Raw genomic sequence first — 17,356 nt, 5'->3', positions numbered from 1 at the left:
TCTTTTTGCGAGCTCACGCGAATTACTGTTCGGGAACGCATTCTTTGAAACGGAAGACTTCCCATGGGAAAGTCTCGATGGGTTTTTCGAGTTTGAAGTTGAAGCCGCTCATCGAGCTGGAAAAATCCGGCAGCAGCAATGCCTGCGCTGCCGGTTCCTTCGCCTTTGGCAGAAGGTCGGCATCGGCGCCTTCGGTCAACGCATAGATGACGCCTTGCCAGACCGTGCAGGCCAGCAATTCCTCGCCCGTGACGTCACCGGTCGGACATTTGTACATGATAATGCCGTTCGGACGGGCCACACCCTCATTCCACATGACCACACCATCGAGTTTCAGATCGCTGTCGTTCATCTGGATCGTGAACTCATTTGACGTCATCACGGGCTGATCTTCCGGAACGCTCCTGAATGTCAGTGTGTAGGCATCATCCCTGTCGGTGTAGATGGCACGGTCTTGCGTGCACGCCGCAAAAGCCGGCGTTGCAAGCATGGTAGCCATGGCCACGAGGGCAGTGGCGAGGCTTGCCGGATGAGAACGAGCGCCAGCAACCATCAAATGCTCTAGCTCGCCTGGCTGGTAGCAAGCTTGATGCCAAGCCCGATGAACACAAAGCCGGTTACGCGGTTGAACCAGCGCCCCCAGGCAACGAAGCGGTCGCGCACGGATTGCATGGTGAAGAATATTGACACGGCGACAAACCACGAAATCAGCGCAGTCGACATGACCACGCCGTAGCCAGCCTGGATGAGGATGGGAGTCTCGTGGCTCACCAGCGCCGAAAACAGCGAGAGAAAGAACAAAACGGCCTTCGGGTTCAGGGCGTTCGTGACGAAGCCCATGAGGAAGCAGCGCAGAGCAGAAAGCTGCTTTGTCGCCTGATCGGCAACAATATTGGCCGGCGCCTCCGGCGCTGGTGCGCGCAGCGCCCTTACCCCGAGATAGAACAGATAAGCGGCACCGGCCCATTTCAGCATGCTGAAAAGGTAGAGCGACTTCGACACGATCAATCCCAGACCCAGAACGGTGTAGCTGATATGGAACAATAGCGATGCGCCGATTCCGAAACTGGTGATGATGGCGCTGCGCCGTCCGTGCACAACGCTTTGCCGGACCACGAGCGCAAAATCGGCTCCAGGCGAGACGATCATGATCGAGAAAACCGCCATGAGGCCAAGAAGTTCGTAGAGATAATGCGACATGATTATGCTCCGGCCGCCGTTCTACCGAGCGGTGCGTTGAATGCCCAGACATGACCGAACGGGTCCTTCACACGACCATAACGAGCGTTCCAGAAAGTATCCTCGACGGGCATGATCGGCATTGCGCCAGCCTTGACGGCGCGGTCAACTGCCGCGTCGACATCCGCAGCCTTTGACAAATTGATATTGATAGCGACGCTCGCTCCGCCAAGACTTGCTGGCGAAAGAACATCGCTGCCATATTCCGGAAACTCGTCATGCATCATGATAGTGCCGCCAAACAGCGATAGATTGGCATGCATGACGCGCTTTCCGTCTTCTGTCATTTGCTTGAAGGTGTTTTTGGCACCGAAAGCCTTCTCGTAGAAAGCGATGGCTTCAAGGGCGCCCTTGACACAGATATGAGGCTCGATTGGCGGGAAATTCGGTACATCAGCCACTTTGCTTTGCCTTTCATCCTATGCCGCGGTTTCGAGAAACCACGCCCGGCCAACAAGATTAAGCGAATTCATTCCGATGCACCACAGGGGCAACGTGAAACGTCGCCCCTCCTGGTAGAGTATCAGAGATCGAGAACCAGGCGTTCCGGATCTTCCAGGCTTTCCTTGACACGGACGAGGAAGGTCACCGCTTCCTTGCCATCGACGATGCGGTGGTCGTAGCTCAGCGCGAGATACATCATCGGACGAATGACGATCTGTCCACCGACGACAACCGGGCGATCCTGGATCTTGTGCATGCCAAGAATACCGGATTGCGGCGCATTGAGGATCGGCGAGGACATCAGCGAACCATAGACACCGCCATTTGAGATGGTGAAGGTACCACCCTGCATGTCCGCCATCGACAAAGCGCCATCGCGTGCCGCCTTTCCGAGGCGGCCGATTTCCTTTTCGATCTCGGCGATCGACATCTGGTCGGCATTGCGGACGACTGGCACGACAAGGCCCTTGTCCGTGCCAACGGCAACGCCGACATGGGCAAAGTTCTTGTAGATGATGTCGGTACCGTCGATTTCCGCGTTGACCGCCGGAATTTCCTTCAGGGCATGCGTTACGGCCTTGGTGAAGAAGCCCATGAAGCCAAGCTTGACGCCATGCTTCTTCTCGAAAATATCCTTGTAACGATTGCGCAGGTCCATAACCGCTGACATGTCCACCTCATTATAGGTGGTCAGCATGGCGGCCGTGTTCTGTGCATCCTTGAGGCGCCTGGCAATGGTCTGGCGCAGGCGGGTCATCTTGACACGCTCTTCGCGCCCTGCATCGTCGGCAGGTGAAGCCGGACGCGCGACCGCTTTCGGCGCTTCCGCCGTCGGCTGAACGGAGATGCCTTTGGCAACGGCATCGAGCACATCGCCCTTCAGAACCTGACCGCGCTTGCCGGAACCTTCGACCTGCGAGGCCGAAACGCCTTTTTCAGCCAAAAGCTTGGATGCTGCCGGAGACGCGGGCATTTCACTTGGCTTGCGCTCAGCGATCGCAGGCTCACCCGCAACTTCAGCGGTCTTTGCCGCCGCCTCGGCGGTGGAGGTTGCCGCGGCCGCGCCAGATGCCTGCGCAACAGCCGCAGGCTTTGGCTCTTCCTTCTTCGCCGGTGCGGCGCCTGCACCATCGCCCGAACCGATCATGCCGAGCAAGGCGCCAACTTCGACCGTGTCGCCTTCCTTGGCGGCAATTTCAGCAAGAGACCCGGCAGCGGCTGCCGGAACCTCGATCGTCACCTTGTCGGTCTCGAGTTCTACCAAAGGCTCGTCAACGGCAATCGCGTCGCCAACCTTCTTGAACCATTTGCCAATGGTCGCTTCGGAAACGGATTCGCCCAGCGTTGGGACGCGGATTTCGGTTGCCATTTTTTCGCTCTTCCGTTGATATTCTACTGTTTAATTAAGAACCCAGAGCATCTTCAAGTAATGCTTCGAGCTGTGCAAGGTGTTTGGACATCAGGCCCGTCGCGGTCGAAGCCGCGGCAGGACGCCCGGTATAACGGACGCGCTGATGCTTGGCATCGATATGCGCCAAGACCCACTCCAGGTAGGGGTCGATGAAGGCCCAGGCACCCATATTCTTGGGTTCTTCCTGACACCAGACCATTTCCGCATTGCGGAAGCGGGAAAGCTCGGTGATCAGGGCCTTTGCCGGGAACGGATAGAGCTGCTCGACGCGCAGGAGGTAGACATCGTCGATGCCTCGCTTCTCGCGCTCTTCGTAGAGGTCGTAATAGACCTTGCCCGAACACAGGACCACGCGGCGGATCTTCGAATCCTTCTGCAGCTTGATCGGCTGATCCTTCAGGAGCTGCGCATCGTCCCACAGCAGGCGATGGAACGAGGAATCGCCCGTGAAGTCGCCGACCGACGATACAGCACGCTTGTGGCGTAGCAATGATTTCGGCGTCATCAAGATAAGCGGTTTGCGGAAGTCACGCTTCATCTGGCGGCGCAGGATATGGAAGTAATTGGCAGGCGTCGTGCAGTTCGCCACCTGCATATTGTCTTCCGCACAAAGCTGCAGATAACGCTCAAGACGTGCCGATGAATGTTCCGGTCCCTGACCTTCGTAGCCATGCGGCAGCAGGCAGACGAGACCCGACATGCGCAGCCACTTGCGCTCGCCTGAAGAGATGAACTGGTCGAAGATGACCTGCGCACCATTGGCGAAATCGCCGAACTGCGCTTCCCACAAGGTCAAGGCACGCGGATCAGAAAGCGAATAGCCATACTCGAAACCGAGCACTGCTTCTTCCGAAAGCATCGAGTTAATGACTTCGTAGAGCGCCTGGCCCTTTTGCAGGTTGTTGAGGGGGATATAGCGCTGTTCGGTGTCCTGATCATAAAGCACCGAGTGACGCTGGCTGAAGGTGCCGCGCTCGACATCTTGACCGGAAAGGCGGACCGGATGACCCTCGGTAACCAGTGAGCCAAAGGCCAGGGCTTCCGCCGTCGCCCAATCGAAACCTTCGCCGGTCTCGATCATCTTGGCGCGGTTGTCCTGGAAACGCTGGATCGTCCGGTGCACGTTGAGGCCGGCCGGGACTTCGGCAAGCTTCTTGCCCATTTCCTTAAGTGTCTTTACCGGCAGCCCGGTCTTGCCGCGGCGCTGCTCATCGGCATTGTCTGCCGTGCGCAAGCCGCTCCAGGCACCGTCGAGCCAGTCAGCCTTGTTGGGCTTGTACGCCTGACCTGATTCGAACTCCTGTTCGAGGGTTTCGCGCCATGCGGCCCGCATCTTATCGACATCGGCTTCGGTGACGAGACCTTCCTCGATGAGCTTGGTAGAATAGAGCTGAACCGTCGTCTTCTGGCTCCGGATCGTCTTGTACATAATCGGTTGGGTGAATGCGGGCTCGTCGCCCTCATTATGGCCGAACCGGCGATAGCAGAACATGTCGATGACGACTGGCTTATGGAACGTCATGCGGTATTCGGTGGCGATCTTCGCCACATAGACCACAGCTTCCGGGTCGTCGCCATTGACGTGGAAGATCGGCGCTTCGATCATCTTGGCAACATCGGACGGATAGGGCGAAGAGCGCGAGAAACGCGGATTCGTGGTGAAGCCGATCTGGTTGTTGATGATGAAATGCACGGTGCCGGCGACGCGGTGACCGCGCAGACCGGAAAGGCCCAGACATTCTGCAACGACGCCTTGGCCCGCGAAGGCTGCATCGCCATGCAACAGCAGTGGCATCACCTTAGAACGCTCCGACAGCGGCACGATTTCATCGCGTTCACGGCCGGCGAGGATATCCTGCTTGGCGCGGGCCTTGCCCATGACAACCGGGTTGACGATCTCAAGGTGCGAAGGGTTGGCCGTCAGCGAGAGGTGGACCTTGTTGCCGTCGAATTCGCGATCAGACGAGGCACCAAGGTGGTACTTCACGTCGCCGGAGCCTTCGACATCGTCCGGTGCGTAGGAGCCGCCCTTGAACTCATGGAAAATCGCGCGGTGCGGCTTGCGCATGAACTGGCTGAGCACGTTGAGGCGGCCGCGATGCGCCATGCCGAGAACGATTTCCTTCAGGCCCATGGAACCGCCACGCTTGACGATCTGTTCGAGCGCGGGAATGAGCGACTCGCCGCCATCGAGACCGAAACGCTTCGTGCCCTTGTACTTGACGTCGATGAACTGCTCGAAGCCTTCCGCCTCGATCAGCTTCGACAGAATAGCCCTCTTGCCTTCCGCCGTGAAAGCAACGCCCTTGTCCGGACCTTCGATGCGTTCCTGAATCCAAGATTTTTCCACCGGATCAGAAATGTGCATGAACTCGACGCCGATGGTCGAGCAATAGGTGCGCTTTAGGATGTCGAGCATCTGCGGGATCGTTGCGTATTCGAGACCCAGCACATTGTCGATGAAGATCCTGCGGTCGTAGTCGGCCGGCGAGAAGCCATAACTCTCGGGTGACAGCTCGTTATAGTCTTCCTTGACCTCGGCAAGTCCGAGCGGATCGAGCTTGGCATGCAGGTGGCCGCGCATGCGATAGGCGCGGATCATCATGATTGCGCGTACGGAATCACGCGCGGCATGAATGATGTCCGAGTCGGATGACGGCGCGGGTGCCAAGGGTGCGACAACGCCATTGGTTGCGGCGGAGCCATTCGCAGCCCTGGCCTTCAGCTTGTCGGTGATATGCTTTTCGACTTCGCCCCAGTTGCCGTCGAGCGCCGAGACAAGCTCGCCATTGCCGGCAATCGGCCAATTCGGCTTTTCCCAGGACGCGCCCTTGGCGTTCTTTAGGACATCATCCTTGGCGTCGTTGAGATTGGCAAAGAATTCCTGCCACTCGGCACCAACCGATGCCGGATCCTTCTCGTACTGCGCGTGCAGTTCCTCGATATAGTGGGCGTTGCCACCATAGAGGAACGAAGTGAGCGCAAAAATGTCGTTGGCCTGTTCTTGACGTGCCATATTCGTGACCGGAGCCTCGCGCTCCGTCTCCCTTGGTTAGAGTTCGCCGGTCCATGATGAACCGGAGACACTCCGGGTTGAGGCCCACATGGCCCCGTGGATCGGTCGGGGCGGCAACCGCCCCGATCCAGTCTTGCTATCCTGATCTCAGCCCTTGAGGACTTCGACCAATGTCTTGCCGAGCTGCGCCGGCGATGGCGACACACGGATGCCCGCGGCTTCCATGGCTGCGATCTTGTCTTCCGCGCCGCCCTTGCCGCCGGAGATGACGGCACCGGCATGGCCCATCGTGCGTCCGGGAGGAGCCGTGCGTCCGGCGATGAAACCGGCCATCGGCTTCTTGCGGCCACGCTTTGCTTCGTCAGCAAGGAACTGCGCTGCGTCTTCTTCGGCCGAGCCACCGATTTCACCGATCATGATGATCGATTTCGTCGCTTCGTCGGCAAGGAACATTTCCAGGACGTCGATGAATTCCGTACCCTTCACAGGATCGCCGCCGATACCGACAGCGGTGGTCTGGCCGAGGCCTTCATTCGTCGTCTGGAACACTGCTTCATAGGTAAGTGTCCCGGAGCGGGATACAACACCCACCGAGCCCTTCTTGAAGATGTTTCCCGGCATGATGCCGATCTTGCATTCTTCCGGCGTCAGCACGCCCGGGCAGTTCGGTCCGATCAGGCGCGACGCTGAACGATCAAGACGGGCCTTTACCCGCACCATGTCCATGACGGGGATGCCTTCGGTGATGCAGATGATCAACGGAATTTCCGCATCGATCGCCTCTATGATGGCTTCTGCTGCACCTGCCGGCGGCACGTAGATCGCCGAGGCGTTGGCGCCGGTGCGATCCTTGCCTTCCGCAACGGAGGCGAAAATCGGCAGCTGCGCGCTCGAACCGTTCGGCAGATTGCCCTCCCAGGTCTCACCACCCTTTTTCGGATGAATGCCGCCGACCATCTTGGTGCCGTAATAGGCCAGAGCCTGTTCGGTGTGAAAAGTACCGGTCTTGCCGGTCAGGCCCTGAACGAGGACCTTGGTGTCTTTGTTGACGAGAATAGACATACGAGACCTTTTCTATTGGTGATCGACGGCCGAAGTGCGGCGGTAGACACCGCTGACAACGTCCTGCCAGATATCGCTCCCGATTGGCGCAAAATCCACGCGCAACTGGAACCGGTCTTGATCTTCGAATTGATAGACCGAGCGGGCACGCCCGCGCGGTGACGATTTCTGCAATATGAGTTCATTACCCGACCATGTTCCCGATGCCGGAGACGACGGGACAAAGCCGACAATGTCGAACTGGTAGAGCTTGTAACTGCCATCGCTGACGTCGAAGCCGAAAATGTTGCGGGCTTCGAACGACGTCTTGCCATCACGAACTTGGCGGTAAGTCTGGTTCACAAACAGTCCGCCAAGATCACTTGTCGCGGAAAGATATCCCTTCGCCACCCCGGCGCTTGTCCAGGGTGTGGCCGCAACGCGTTCATCGCCTTCAAATGTGCCGATGAAGGCTGACAGGCGTTGATGCTCCGGTCGAAGGGGTGATGGCGTCAACATCAGCTCAGCTCTTAGCCTTTCACGGCCTTGACGATCTTCTGCGCAGCATCATCGAGATCATCTGCAGAAACGACATTAAGGCCGCTTTCGTTGATGATCTTCTTGCCGAGTTCCGCGTTGGTGCCTTCGAGACGCACGACCAGGGGAACCTTGAGGCCGACTTCCTTGACCGCTGCAATCACGCCCTCGGCGATGACATCGCACTTCATGATGCCGCCAAAAATGTTGATCAGGATGCCCTCTACGGCCGGATCGGCAGTGATGATCTTGAACGCAGCCGTGACTTTCTCCTTGCTGGCGCCGCCGCCAACATCGAGGAAGTTTGCAGGCTCTGCACCATAGAGCTTGATGATGTCCATCGTTGCCATGGCAAGACCAGCACCATTGACCATGCAGCCGATATTGCCGTCGAGGGCGACATAGGCGAGGTCAAACTTCGATGCCTCGATCTCTTTTTCGTCTTCTTCGGTCGTGTCGCGCAATTCGACCACGTCCGGATGACGGAAGAGCGCATTTCCATCGAAGGAAACCTTGGCGTCGAGGACGCGCAGACGGCCGTCTTTCATGACGATCAGCGGATTGACCTCGAGGAGGCTCATGTCCTTCTCGGTGAAAGCCTTGTAGAGGATCGGAAACAGCGCTTCGCCGTCCGTCCGCGCTTCACCCGTCAGGCCATAGGCATCGTTGATCTTCGCCGCATCTTCTGCAGTCACCCCCTTTTCGGGATCGATCGCAACGGTAATGATCTTTTCCGGCGTGTCGTGGGCAACCGCTTCGATGTCCATGCCGCCTTCAGTGGAAACTACGAAAGCCGGACGACCAACCGAACGGTCAACGAGGATCGACAGATAAAGCTCGCGTTCGATGTCAGCGCCGTCTTCTATGTAGAGGCGGTTGACCTGCTTGCCAGCCGGGCCGGTCTGCTTGGTGACAAGTGTGTTGCCGAGCATTTCCCTGGCGTTGGCAACAACTTCCTCGACCGACCGCGAAAGGCGTACACCGCCCTTTGCATCTGGACCGAGTTCCTTGAACTTGCCCTTGCCGCGACCGCCTGCATGAATCTGGCTCTTCACCACATAAAGCGGGCCTGGCAGCGTCTTCGCCCATTCTTCCGCCTGTTCGACAGAGTATACGGCAACGCCATTGGCGATCGGCGCACCAAACGAGTGCAGCAGACGCTTGGCCTGATATTCATGAATGTTCATTATCTAATTCCCTTTACGAAGAATCCGGCGCGCACAAGCGCAGGATCGTTTCAGGATGATTTCAGGCCGAGTTACTTGAGGTTCGGCGCGATGGCGATGCAGGCCTCGCAAAGACCAGCAACGGAAGCGACAGAGTTTTCGAAGGCCTTCTCTTCGGTTTTGTTGAGATCGATTTCGATGATGCGTTCGACACCGCCTGCGCCAATGACGACTGGCACGCCGACATACATGTCCTTGACGCCATACTGGCCCGACAGGTGTGCAGCAACGGGCAGAACGCGCTTCTTGTCCTTCAGGAAGGCTTCAGCCATCTGGACCCCAGACGATGCCGGCGCGTAGAAGGCGGAGCCGGTCTTCAGCAAGCCGACGATCTCGGCGCCGCCATCACGAGTGCGCTGAACGATCTGGTCCAGCTTTTCCTGGCTGGTCCAGCCCATCTTGATCAGATCCGGCAGGGGGATACCGGCAACAGTCGAGTAGCGGGTGAGCGGTACCATCGAGTCACCATGACCGCCAAGGACGAAGGCAGTGACATCTTCAACGGAAACCTTGAATTCGTCTGCAAGGAAGTAACGGAAGCGGGCACTGTCGAGAACGCCGGCCATACCGACAACCATGTTCTTCGGCAGGCCGGAGAATTTCTGCAGTGCCCAGACCATCGCATCGAGCGGATTGGTGATGCAGATGACGAAAGCGCCGGGAGCATATTTCTTGATGCCCGCGCCAACCTGCTCCATGACTTTGAGGTTGATGCCGAGGAGATCGTCGCGGCTCATGCCCGGCTTGCGCGGTACACCGGCGGTGACGATGACGACGTCCGCACCCTCGATGGCCGAATAATCATTGGCGCCGACGAGCTTCGCGTCGAAATCGTCAACAGGCGACGACTGGGCAATATCCAGTCCCTTGCCCTGCGGTATGCCCTCTGCGATGTCGAAAAGCACGATATCACCGAGCTCCTTGAGCCCGATCAAATGTGCAAGCGTTCCACCGATCATGCCTGAACCGATGAGGGCGATTTTGTTACGTGCCATGCTGGTTACTTCCCTGATCTGAAGTCTTGACGGACGCCAAAGAACATATTTCGATAGTCGGACCGCCAGACGGCAAACCTGTCACCACATGCCTTTGCGTTGGGACGTTCGAATATTCCTCTTTGGAAAATAACTCAACCGAAAATTTTCACCTCAATAAATTCAATCGTTTAGATTTAATGGTATTTACGTAAACGTCAAATAATTTAAGATTGGGCAATACGAAAGTGTATTGTTACTAGCATATGCAACATATCAAATTGATGAAAGAAGTGACGTCGTTCCATAGCCAGAATTTGGGTTCAAACCTCCGCAGACCGTGCTTCGGTCGCTGGCTCAAGCCTATCGGCTCCTGCCAGATATTCCTCGCTCTGCATCTCAAACAGGCGTGACGCCGTCCGGTCAAACTCAAAGGCCTCGGGGCCAGATTTCGCCACATAGAGCTTGTCGGGCGAAGCCGCTGCCGAGATCACGACATGAATGTGGTGATCATAAAGAATGTCGATCAGAATTATGAACCGCTTGGCTTCGTTGCGCCTGGGATGATCCAGAACCGGCACGCCGTCGATGAAGATGGTCCGGTAGTGCTGGATAATCGCCGTATAGTCGGCTGCACCCAGCGGCTTTGAACACAGATCGGCAAAAGTGAACCGGGCAGTCGCCGTGTGCGGCGCTGCTTGCGGGATAATAACTGTGTGGCCTTTCACCTTAAGGCTGTCCTGTGCGACCGTGGCACCACCTGTCGCCGCATTCCACGCCTTGTCCAAAAGCCGGTCAGTCTCTCCATTCAGTGGCGAGAGATAAACGGGTAAGCGGTTCAGCTTCTCCAGCCGATAATCCGTGCGGGCATCGAGGTTGATGACATCCACGTGGCTTTTCAGAAGATCGACGAATGGAAGGAAAAGCTGGCGATTGAGACCGTCGCGATAGAGATTGTCCGGCTGAACGTTGGAAGTGGCGACAAGCACTACGCCGCGCTCAAAAAGCGCCCGGAATAACCGGGACAGGATCATCGCATCGGCAATATCGGTAACAGTGAATTCGTCGAAACAGAGCACCCAGGCTTGTTCGGCCAAGGCATCAGCGACGGGCGGAATTGGATCGTCCTGCTTGGTGTCGCCGTTTTTCAACGCCTGACGATGGGCGTTGATGCGTTCGTGCACATCGGCCATGAAATCGAGAAAATGCGCCCGGCGCTTGCGCTTGGCCGGCACGAGCTGGTGGAACATATCCATCAGCATTGTCTTGCCGCGCCCCACCTCGCCGTAAATATATAGGCCCTTGATGATCTCACGCCGCGGCGCACGACGGCTGAACAGCCAGCCCAGTGCACTGGATTTGGTTGCAAGCCGCGTTGTGGCCAGCTCGTGGATCAGCCGGTCAAAGCGGTCGGCGAGATGCTGTTGTGCCGGGTCCGCATCGATATCCCCCGCCTGCACGAGCGCATCATAGCGCTCGCGCACGGAGGGAAATACTTTCAAATTATCGTGCGACAACGCAGTCTCCGGGCGCGCTCAACAACCTGTGGCGCGCTCCATAATCTATTAGCGTGACAGGCTGAGATTCTGCCCACCCGATGTCTGACCATCGAATCTCGATTGGCCGGATGAATAGAGCCGGGCAACGGTACCGCCGGCCGCATCATAGAGCGTGAGCTGCTTCCCGCTGACCGCCCAGGAAGACAGGTTGGCAAGTTCACCCGGGCAGCGCAGCGGACCTGCACGATAACCCTGACCGAATTTCGTCTGCGGCGTTGCTATCTTGCAGCTCTGGCCGCCCATCGACGCATTCCAGACACCAGCGACGCTTCCCGCGGTAAGATCCGGTGCGTTTGCCGGCGGCAATGATGCGACCTGCGTATTGCCCTGCGTCGCCGGCGCCGCATTACCCGTTGTTGGCGCAGTCGGAAACTGATTGGCGCCACCGGGTGGCGGCAACTGGCTCTGGCTCACAGTGCCCGACGGCGCAGGCTGAAGCGGTGCTGGTCCGGACGAAGCGGGGTCCATTCGCGAACTCTGGCATCCCGCCATCACCATGCCGGCAGCGGCAACGGCGAGCAAATTGACTTTGAAAGACCCCATAACCTCAACTCTCCATCTGCGCATCCCTGCTCGGCAATGCGATTCCATTTGGCGTTCTTAACCAAGATACAATGGCGATCGTGGCGAAATTTCAACCCGCACCCGGGAAAAACCCGCGTATTTCGAGTCAATTACTCCATCGGGACCGTCAAAAAATGACAGAATTGACAATATCGCCACACTTCTCCAGCGCCTGCCTTCGATCGCGAGAATCATTGGCATTAACCAATTCAACCATTTCAAGGTGAACAAAGTCTTATACTTGCCGCGATAGCTCAATGACGCAAATGTGTAGTGAGGGCGATTGCACTTGCCAGCATGGCGCGATATTTCATGACTATGACACTCATAAATAAATCCCCCCAAAGAATCCGTCATGAAACCCGCCTGCGTCTCCTCGAGGTCCAGGCTGTCAAACACATCACTCCATTGATGTTGCGTGTGACCCTTGCAGGCGATCAGCTTGCTGGCTTTAGCAGCCCCGGTTACGCGGATCACATCAAGATCTTTTTCCCGCCTGCAGGGCACAAAGCGGTCATGCCGGTGCTCGGGCCAGATGGTTTGGCTTTCCCGCCGGATAAGCCGCGCCCGGAAATGCGCGATTATACGCCCCGCGCCTTTCACGCGGCATCCACTACACTCGACGTGGATTTCGTTCTGCATGGCGACGGCCCTGCTTCAAGCTGGGCGGCACAGGCGGAAGTTGGTCAAAAAATCGTCATTGGCGGGCCACGCGGTTCAATGATTATCCCTGACGCTTTCGACTGGTACCTGCTCGCCGGCGACGAGACCGCTTTGCCGGCGATCGGCCGCCGCCTGGAAGAATTGCCGGCGCCAGCACGTGCTGTCGCCGTCATCGAGGTCGCCAGCAAGGAGGAAGAACAGCCGCTCCGAACCGATGCTCAATCAGAAATCATCTGGGTGCACCGTAATGGCGCCGAAGCAGGAAATAATGACCTTCTGTTGCGCAGGATCGAGCAGCTTGCTCTGCCCGAAGGCGACTGCTACGCCTTCATCGCCGCCGAAAGCAGCATCTCAAAGGCAGTACGCGACCATCTCGTCGGGCAGCGCGGCATCGATGGAGAATGGGTAAAGGCTGCGGGCTATTGGCTACGCGGTGTCGCCGACGCGCACGAACCGCACTAATCGCCAGCTGGATCTAGTGCCAGTATCGCCGCCCCCCGCAGCTTTGATGCGGGCTGCCACTGGCATTTCTTCCCCTTTTCCGCCATATAAGCCTTCTATCGACAGAAAACGGCAATCACAGGCTAGCGACAGGCATGGCAGCACGCGCGCAATTTGCGAAGATGAACGGGCTCGGCAACGAAATCATCGTTGCCGACATGCGCGGGCGCGCGGATCGAATTACGCCCGCAGCAGCCATTGCGCTCGACCGCGACCCCGTGACGAAGTTCGACCAGATCATGGCTATTCACGCGCCAAAGACCAGCGGCACGGAGGCCTATATAGAGATCATCAATTCCGATGGTACCCAGGCGCAGGCTTGCGGCAATGGCATGCGCTGCGTGGTGCAGGCGCTGAGCTCCGAAACAGGCAAGCGCGAATTCACCTTCGAGACCATCGCCGGAATTCTGATCGCACATGAACATCCGGACGGGCAGATATCCGTGGACATGGGCATGCCGCGCTTCAACTGGCAGGACATTCCGCTGGCCGAACCGTTTCACGACACGCGCAGGATAGAACTGCAGATCGGACCGATCGATGCGCCAGTCCTGCATTCGCCCTCGGTTGCCAGCATGGGCAATCCGCATGCGATCTTCTGGGTCGACCAGGATGTCTGGACCTACGATCTGGAGCGGTTCGGCCCGCTTCTCGAAAACCATCCGATTTTTCCGGAACGCGCCAATATCTCCATCGCGCATGTGACCAGCCGTCACGCCATCACCTTGCGCACCTGGGAACGTGGCGCCGGCCTCACGCGCGCTTGCGGCTCGGCTGCCTGTGCCGCCGCGGTTTCGGCAGCTCGTACTGGACGTACGGATCGTACTGTGACGGTAACCGTTCCTGGTGGTCCGCTTTTGATCGAATGGCTTGAAGACGATCACGTGATGATGACCGGGCCTGCCGAGTGGGAGTTTTCAGGCTTACTCGATCCGCAGACCGGTGCCTGGCAACGTGACGAAACGCCATCGCAGGGAGCCGCCTGATGGCTGTTGACGTCATCACTTTTGGCTGCCGGCTCAACACCTACGAGTCCGAGGTGATGAAGCGCGAAGCCGACGCAGCGGGCCTCGGTGCGCTGGAAAACGGCGCGATCATCTTCAACACCTGTGCCGTCACCAGCGAAGCAGTGCGTCAGGCCCGGCAGGCAATCCGCAAGGCACGCCGTGACAATCCCGACGCACGGATCATCGTCACCGGCTGCGCTGCCCAGACCGGCGCAGGCGAATTTGCTGCGATGGACGAAGTCGATCTCGTTCTTGGCAATGAGGAAAAGCTGAAATCCAATTCCTACCGCATGCTGCCGGATTTCGGCGTCAACCAGTTCGAGAAAGTGCGCGTCAACGATATCATGGAAGTGCGCGAGACCGCCTCGCACCTGGTCGATGCCATCGAGGGACGCGCCCGCGCTTTTGTTCAGGTGCAGAATGGCTGCGACCATCGCTGCACCTTTTGCATCATCCCCTATGGCCGCGGCAACTCCCGGTCGGTCCCGATGGGAGGCGTCGTCGAACAGGTGAAGCGGCTGCTCGGTAACGGCTATAATGAAGTGGTGCTGACCGGCGTCGACATGACCAGCTATGGTCCCGATCTGCCAGGGAATCTTCGCCTCGGAAAGCTGGTGAAGACCGTTCTCAAGGAAGTGCCGGATTTGCAGCGGCTGCGCCTTTCCTCCATCGACTCGATCGAAGCCGACGAGGATTTGCTGGAAGCGCTGGCAAATGAAAGGCGACTGATGCCGCATCTGCACCTGTCGCTGCAATCGGGCGACAACATGATCCTGAAGCGCATGAAGCGCCGTCATTTGCGCGAAAACTCGATCGAATTTTGTGAGAACGTCCGCCGGATCCGTCCCGACATCGTCTTTGGTGCTGATATTATCGCCGGTTTTCCGACCGAAACGGACGAGATGCTCGAAAATTCGATCCGGATCGTCGAGGAGTGCGGACTGACGCACCTGCACGTTTTCCCGTTCAGCCCGCGTGAAGGAACGCCTGCTGCGCGCATGCCGCAGGTTAACCGTCAAGTCGTCAAATCCCGCGCCGCACGGCTGCGGGCTGCGGGTGACGCGGCTTATCGTGCCCATTTGCACAGCCTGGTTGGCACTCGTCAGAAGATTCTCGTCGAACGCGAAGGCATCGGCCGGACCGAGGGTTTCACCCTCGTCGGCCTTGACGGTGGGATGCCGGGCCATATCATCGAGCGCACGATCACTGGCCATGACAGCGACAAGCTGCTGGCCGCCGACACCGACCTTCGCGCAGCATAACGCAATCAAGCAAAGCAGCATTCATGGCTCTGGGTTTTATCAAGAAGATATTTTCTTTCGGCAAGAAGGAGGTCGAGGAGGTTCCGACAGAGGAATCACTGACCGCGCTGGAGGCACCTACAACCGTCGAGCAGATCTATGAGGACACGGCAGCACAAGAAGCGCTGCCTGCCGCCGAGGAAACTGCGGCCGTGGAAGCCGAGCCGGTTGAAAGTCGCGCGGCGTTCGCCGAACCGGAATCTATCGCGGACGAACCTACCCCCGCAGAGCCCGAGATTCTCCCGGACGTAGAACCTGTCATCGTCGAGTGGACACAGATCGAAGCGACTCCCGCCGAGGAGCCGGAGGTCATCGAGGTCGAAACTGGCCCCGCGACTGAGATTGTAGAAGCGCCAATAGCAGCCGAAACAACCGCCACGGAAACAGAAGCGGCCGACGAAGGGCTCGCAGAGTCGGCCGCTGAAATCCTTGCATCGCCGATGGGCGAAGCGGCGATCGAGCCTGCTCCGATCCCGGCTCCCGAAGCGCCAGTCGCGGACGTTCCCGAACCAGCGATCGTTCCGCCGAAACCATCAACGTCCAAGGTAACGGTCAGCAAGACCGTCGAGGAAAAGAAACCCGACGAACCACTTCCTGCCGAGCCGGAAAAGCGGCTCTCGTGGTTTGAGCGCCTGCGCAAGGGCCTGTCGCGCTCGTCGCAGCAACTGGGCGATTCCATCGGCGGTATCTTTACCCGGCGCAAGCTCGATGAAGACACATTGCAGGACCTGGAAGATGTCTTGATCCAGGCCGATCTCGGCATGGAAACCGCCATCCGCATCACCGATAGCTTGAGTGCCACTCGCTATGGCAAGGATATCAGCACGGATGAAGTCCGCACTATCATGGCCTCGGAAATCGAGAAGGTGCTGGGCCCGGTAGCCAAGCCGCTGGAGCTTGATCTCTCGCACAAACCGCACGTGATTCTCGTCGTTGGCGTTAACGGCACCGGCAAGACCACGACAATCGGCAAACTTGCAGCCAAACTCACGGCAGGCGGCTTGAACGTCATGCTCGCTGCAGGCGACACGTTTCGTGCTGCCGCCATCGAACAGTTGCACATTTGGGGCAAGCGCACCGGTGCACCGGTTGTCTCTTCCAAACTCGGCGCCGATGCTGCAGGACTCGCCTTCGACGCCTGGAAACAGGCCAAGGAAGCCGGCAGCGACGTACTCATCATCGATACTGCGGGCCGACTGCAGAACAGGGCGGAACTGATGGACGAACTGGCGAAGATTGTCCGCGTGCTCGGGAAGAACGATCCGGAAGCGCCGCACACCGTGCTGCAAACGCTCGACGCGACGACCGGCCAGAATGCGCTGAACCAGGTCGAGATTTTCAAGAACATCGCCGGCGTCAATGGTCTGGTCATGACCAAGCTTGACGGCACGGCACGCGGTGGCATTCTTGTCGCCATCTCGGCCAAGCACAAACTGCCTGTCTATTTCATTGGCGTAGGCGAGCAGGTCGATGATCTTGAACCCTTCGCCGCCAGAGATTTTGCCAAAGCCATTGCTGGAGTTGCATGATGGAAGATTCCGTATTCGAACGCGATCCGTCGGATCCGGCACACAAGGACGTCAATCCGCTGTTGAAATTGGCAATCGAGATGGGACCACTGATGGTCTTCTTCTTCGCCAATGCGCGCGGCGAATGGCTGATTGAACGTTTTCCTGTCCTGGCAAATATTGGCGGGCCGATTTTCATTGCGACCGCACTCTTCATGGCGGCAACGGTATTAGCGCTTCTCGTTTCGTGGATCTTGATCCGCAGCCTGCCCATCATGCCACTGATTTCCGGAATTGTTGTCCTGGTGTTTGGTTCGTTGACACTGTGGCTTCACGATGAAAACTTCATCAAGATGAAGCCGACC

Annotated in this window: 16 protein-coding genes; 5 read left to right on the top strand and 11 right to left on the bottom strand. The window is 58.0% G+C overall.

All coding sequences use genetic code 11. The features are described from left to right. Window positions 1-22 precede the first annotated feature (22 nt). The 11 genes from AAAC48_RS29050 to AAAC48_RS29000 form a co-directional block, all read right to left on the bottom strand. Entirely contained in the window at window positions 23-553 is a 531-nt protein-coding gene (locus AAAC48_RS29050) for a hypothetical protein (RefSeq protein ID WP_340657504.1), read from the bottom strand. Window positions 554-561: 8 nt separating this feature from the next. Then, window positions 562-1,200, bottom strand: coding sequence for a LysE family translocator (locus AAAC48_RS29045; protein WP_340657503.1), 639 nt, complete (start codon window positions 1,198-1,200; stop codon window positions 562-564). 2 nt (window positions 1,201-1,202) lie between these two features. Beyond that, window positions 1,203-1,640 carry a VOC family protein gene (locus tag AAAC48_RS29040; protein WP_340657502.1) on the bottom strand — a complete coding sequence of 146 codons (438 nt, stop codon included), beginning with the start codon at window positions 1,638-1,640 and terminating at the stop codon, window positions 1,203-1,205. A gap of 122 nt (window positions 1,641-1,762) precedes the next feature. After that, the gene (gene odhB / locus AAAC48_RS29035) at window positions 1,763-3,052 is read right to left on the bottom strand and encodes a 2-oxoglutarate dehydrogenase complex dihydrolipoyllysine-residue succinyltransferase (protein WP_340657501.1); all 1,290 of its coding nucleotides are present in this window, start codon (window positions 3,050-3,052) and stop codon (window positions 1,763-1,765) included. Between the two features lie 34 nt (window positions 3,053-3,086). Then, complete coding sequence (locus AAAC48_RS29030; RefSeq protein WP_340657500.1) at window positions 3,087-6,110, bottom strand: 2-oxoglutarate dehydrogenase E1 component; 3,024 nt, start codon at window positions 6,108-6,110, stop codon at window positions 3,087-3,089. Between the two features lie 147 nt (window positions 6,111-6,257). Then, entirely contained in the window at window positions 6,258-7,172 is a 915-nt protein-coding gene (sucD, locus tag AAAC48_RS29025) for a succinate--CoA ligase subunit alpha (protein WP_340657499.1), read from the bottom strand. A 12-nt stretch (window positions 7,173-7,184) separates the two neighbouring features. Further along, window positions 7,185-7,670: a DUF1579 family protein gene (locus AAAC48_RS29020; protein ID WP_340657498.1), complete on the bottom strand. Its 486-nt coding sequence runs from the start codon at window positions 7,668-7,670 to the stop codon at window positions 7,185-7,187. An 11-nt stretch (window positions 7,671-7,681) separates the two neighbouring features. Further along, a complete protein-coding gene (sucC, locus tag AAAC48_RS29015) occupies window positions 7,682-8,875 on the bottom strand; it encodes an ADP-forming succinate--CoA ligase subunit beta (protein ID WP_340657497.1) in 1,194 nt (397 codons plus the stop codon). 71 nt (window positions 8,876-8,946) lie between these two features. Continuing rightward, a complete protein-coding gene (mdh, locus tag AAAC48_RS29010; protein ID WP_340657496.1) occupies window positions 8,947-9,909 on the bottom strand; it encodes a malate dehydrogenase in 963 nt (320 codons plus the stop codon). Between the two features lie 302 nt (window positions 9,910-10,211). Then, window positions 10,212-11,405, bottom strand: a complete 1,194-nt coding sequence (zapE, locus tag AAAC48_RS29005; protein WP_340657495.1) for a cell division protein ZapE — start codon at window positions 11,403-11,405, stop codon at window positions 10,212-10,214. A 48-nt stretch (window positions 11,406-11,453) separates the two neighbouring features. Beyond that, window positions 11,454-11,990, bottom strand: a complete 537-nt coding sequence (locus tag AAAC48_RS29000; RefSeq protein WP_340657494.1) for an AprI/Inh family metalloprotease inhibitor — start codon at window positions 11,988-11,990, stop codon at window positions 11,454-11,456. A gap of 333 nt (window positions 11,991-12,323) precedes the next feature. Here AAAC48_RS29000 and AAAC48_RS28995 point away from each other — a divergent pair, with 333 nt between their 5' ends. From AAAC48_RS28995 to AAAC48_RS28975, 5 genes are all read left to right on the top strand, one after another. Next, a complete protein-coding gene (locus tag AAAC48_RS28995) occupies window positions 12,324-13,136 on the top strand; it encodes a siderophore-interacting protein (protein WP_340657493.1) in 813 nt (270 codons plus the stop codon). 134 nt (window positions 13,137-13,270) lie between these two features. Further along, window positions 13,271-14,161 carry a diaminopimelate epimerase gene (gene dapF / locus AAAC48_RS28990; RefSeq protein ID WP_340657492.1) on the top strand — a complete coding sequence of 297 codons (891 nt, stop codon included), beginning with the start codon at window positions 13,271-13,273 and terminating at the stop codon, window positions 14,159-14,161. Continuing rightward, complete coding sequence (gene mtaB, locus AAAC48_RS28985) at window positions 14,161-15,444, top strand: tRNA (N(6)-L-threonylcarbamoyladenosine(37)-C(2))-methylthiotransferase MtaB (protein ID WP_340657491.1); 1,284 nt, start codon at window positions 14,161-14,163, stop codon at window positions 15,442-15,444. The genes dapF and mtaB overlap by 1 nt, the downstream gene beginning before the upstream one ends. A 23-nt stretch (window positions 15,445-15,467) precedes the next feature. Further along, complete coding sequence (ftsY, locus tag AAAC48_RS28980) at window positions 15,468-17,012, top strand: signal recognition particle-docking protein FtsY (protein ID WP_340657490.1); 1,545 nt, start codon at window positions 15,468-15,470, stop codon at window positions 17,010-17,012. After that, window positions 17,012-17,356, top strand: a 345-nt coding sequence (locus tag AAAC48_RS28975; RefSeq protein WP_340657560.1) for a septation protein IspZ, incomplete at its 3' end; no start/stop codon positions are given. The genes ftsY and AAAC48_RS28975, both read left to right, overlap by 1 nt.

It is taken from the genome of Phyllobacterium sp. (assembly GCF_037994405.1).
In the GTDB taxonomy this organism is placed as follows: Bacteria; Pseudomonadota; Alphaproteobacteria; order Rhizobiales; family Rhizobiaceae; genus Phyllobacterium.
This window is presented reverse-complemented; position numbering and strand designations above follow the sequence as displayed.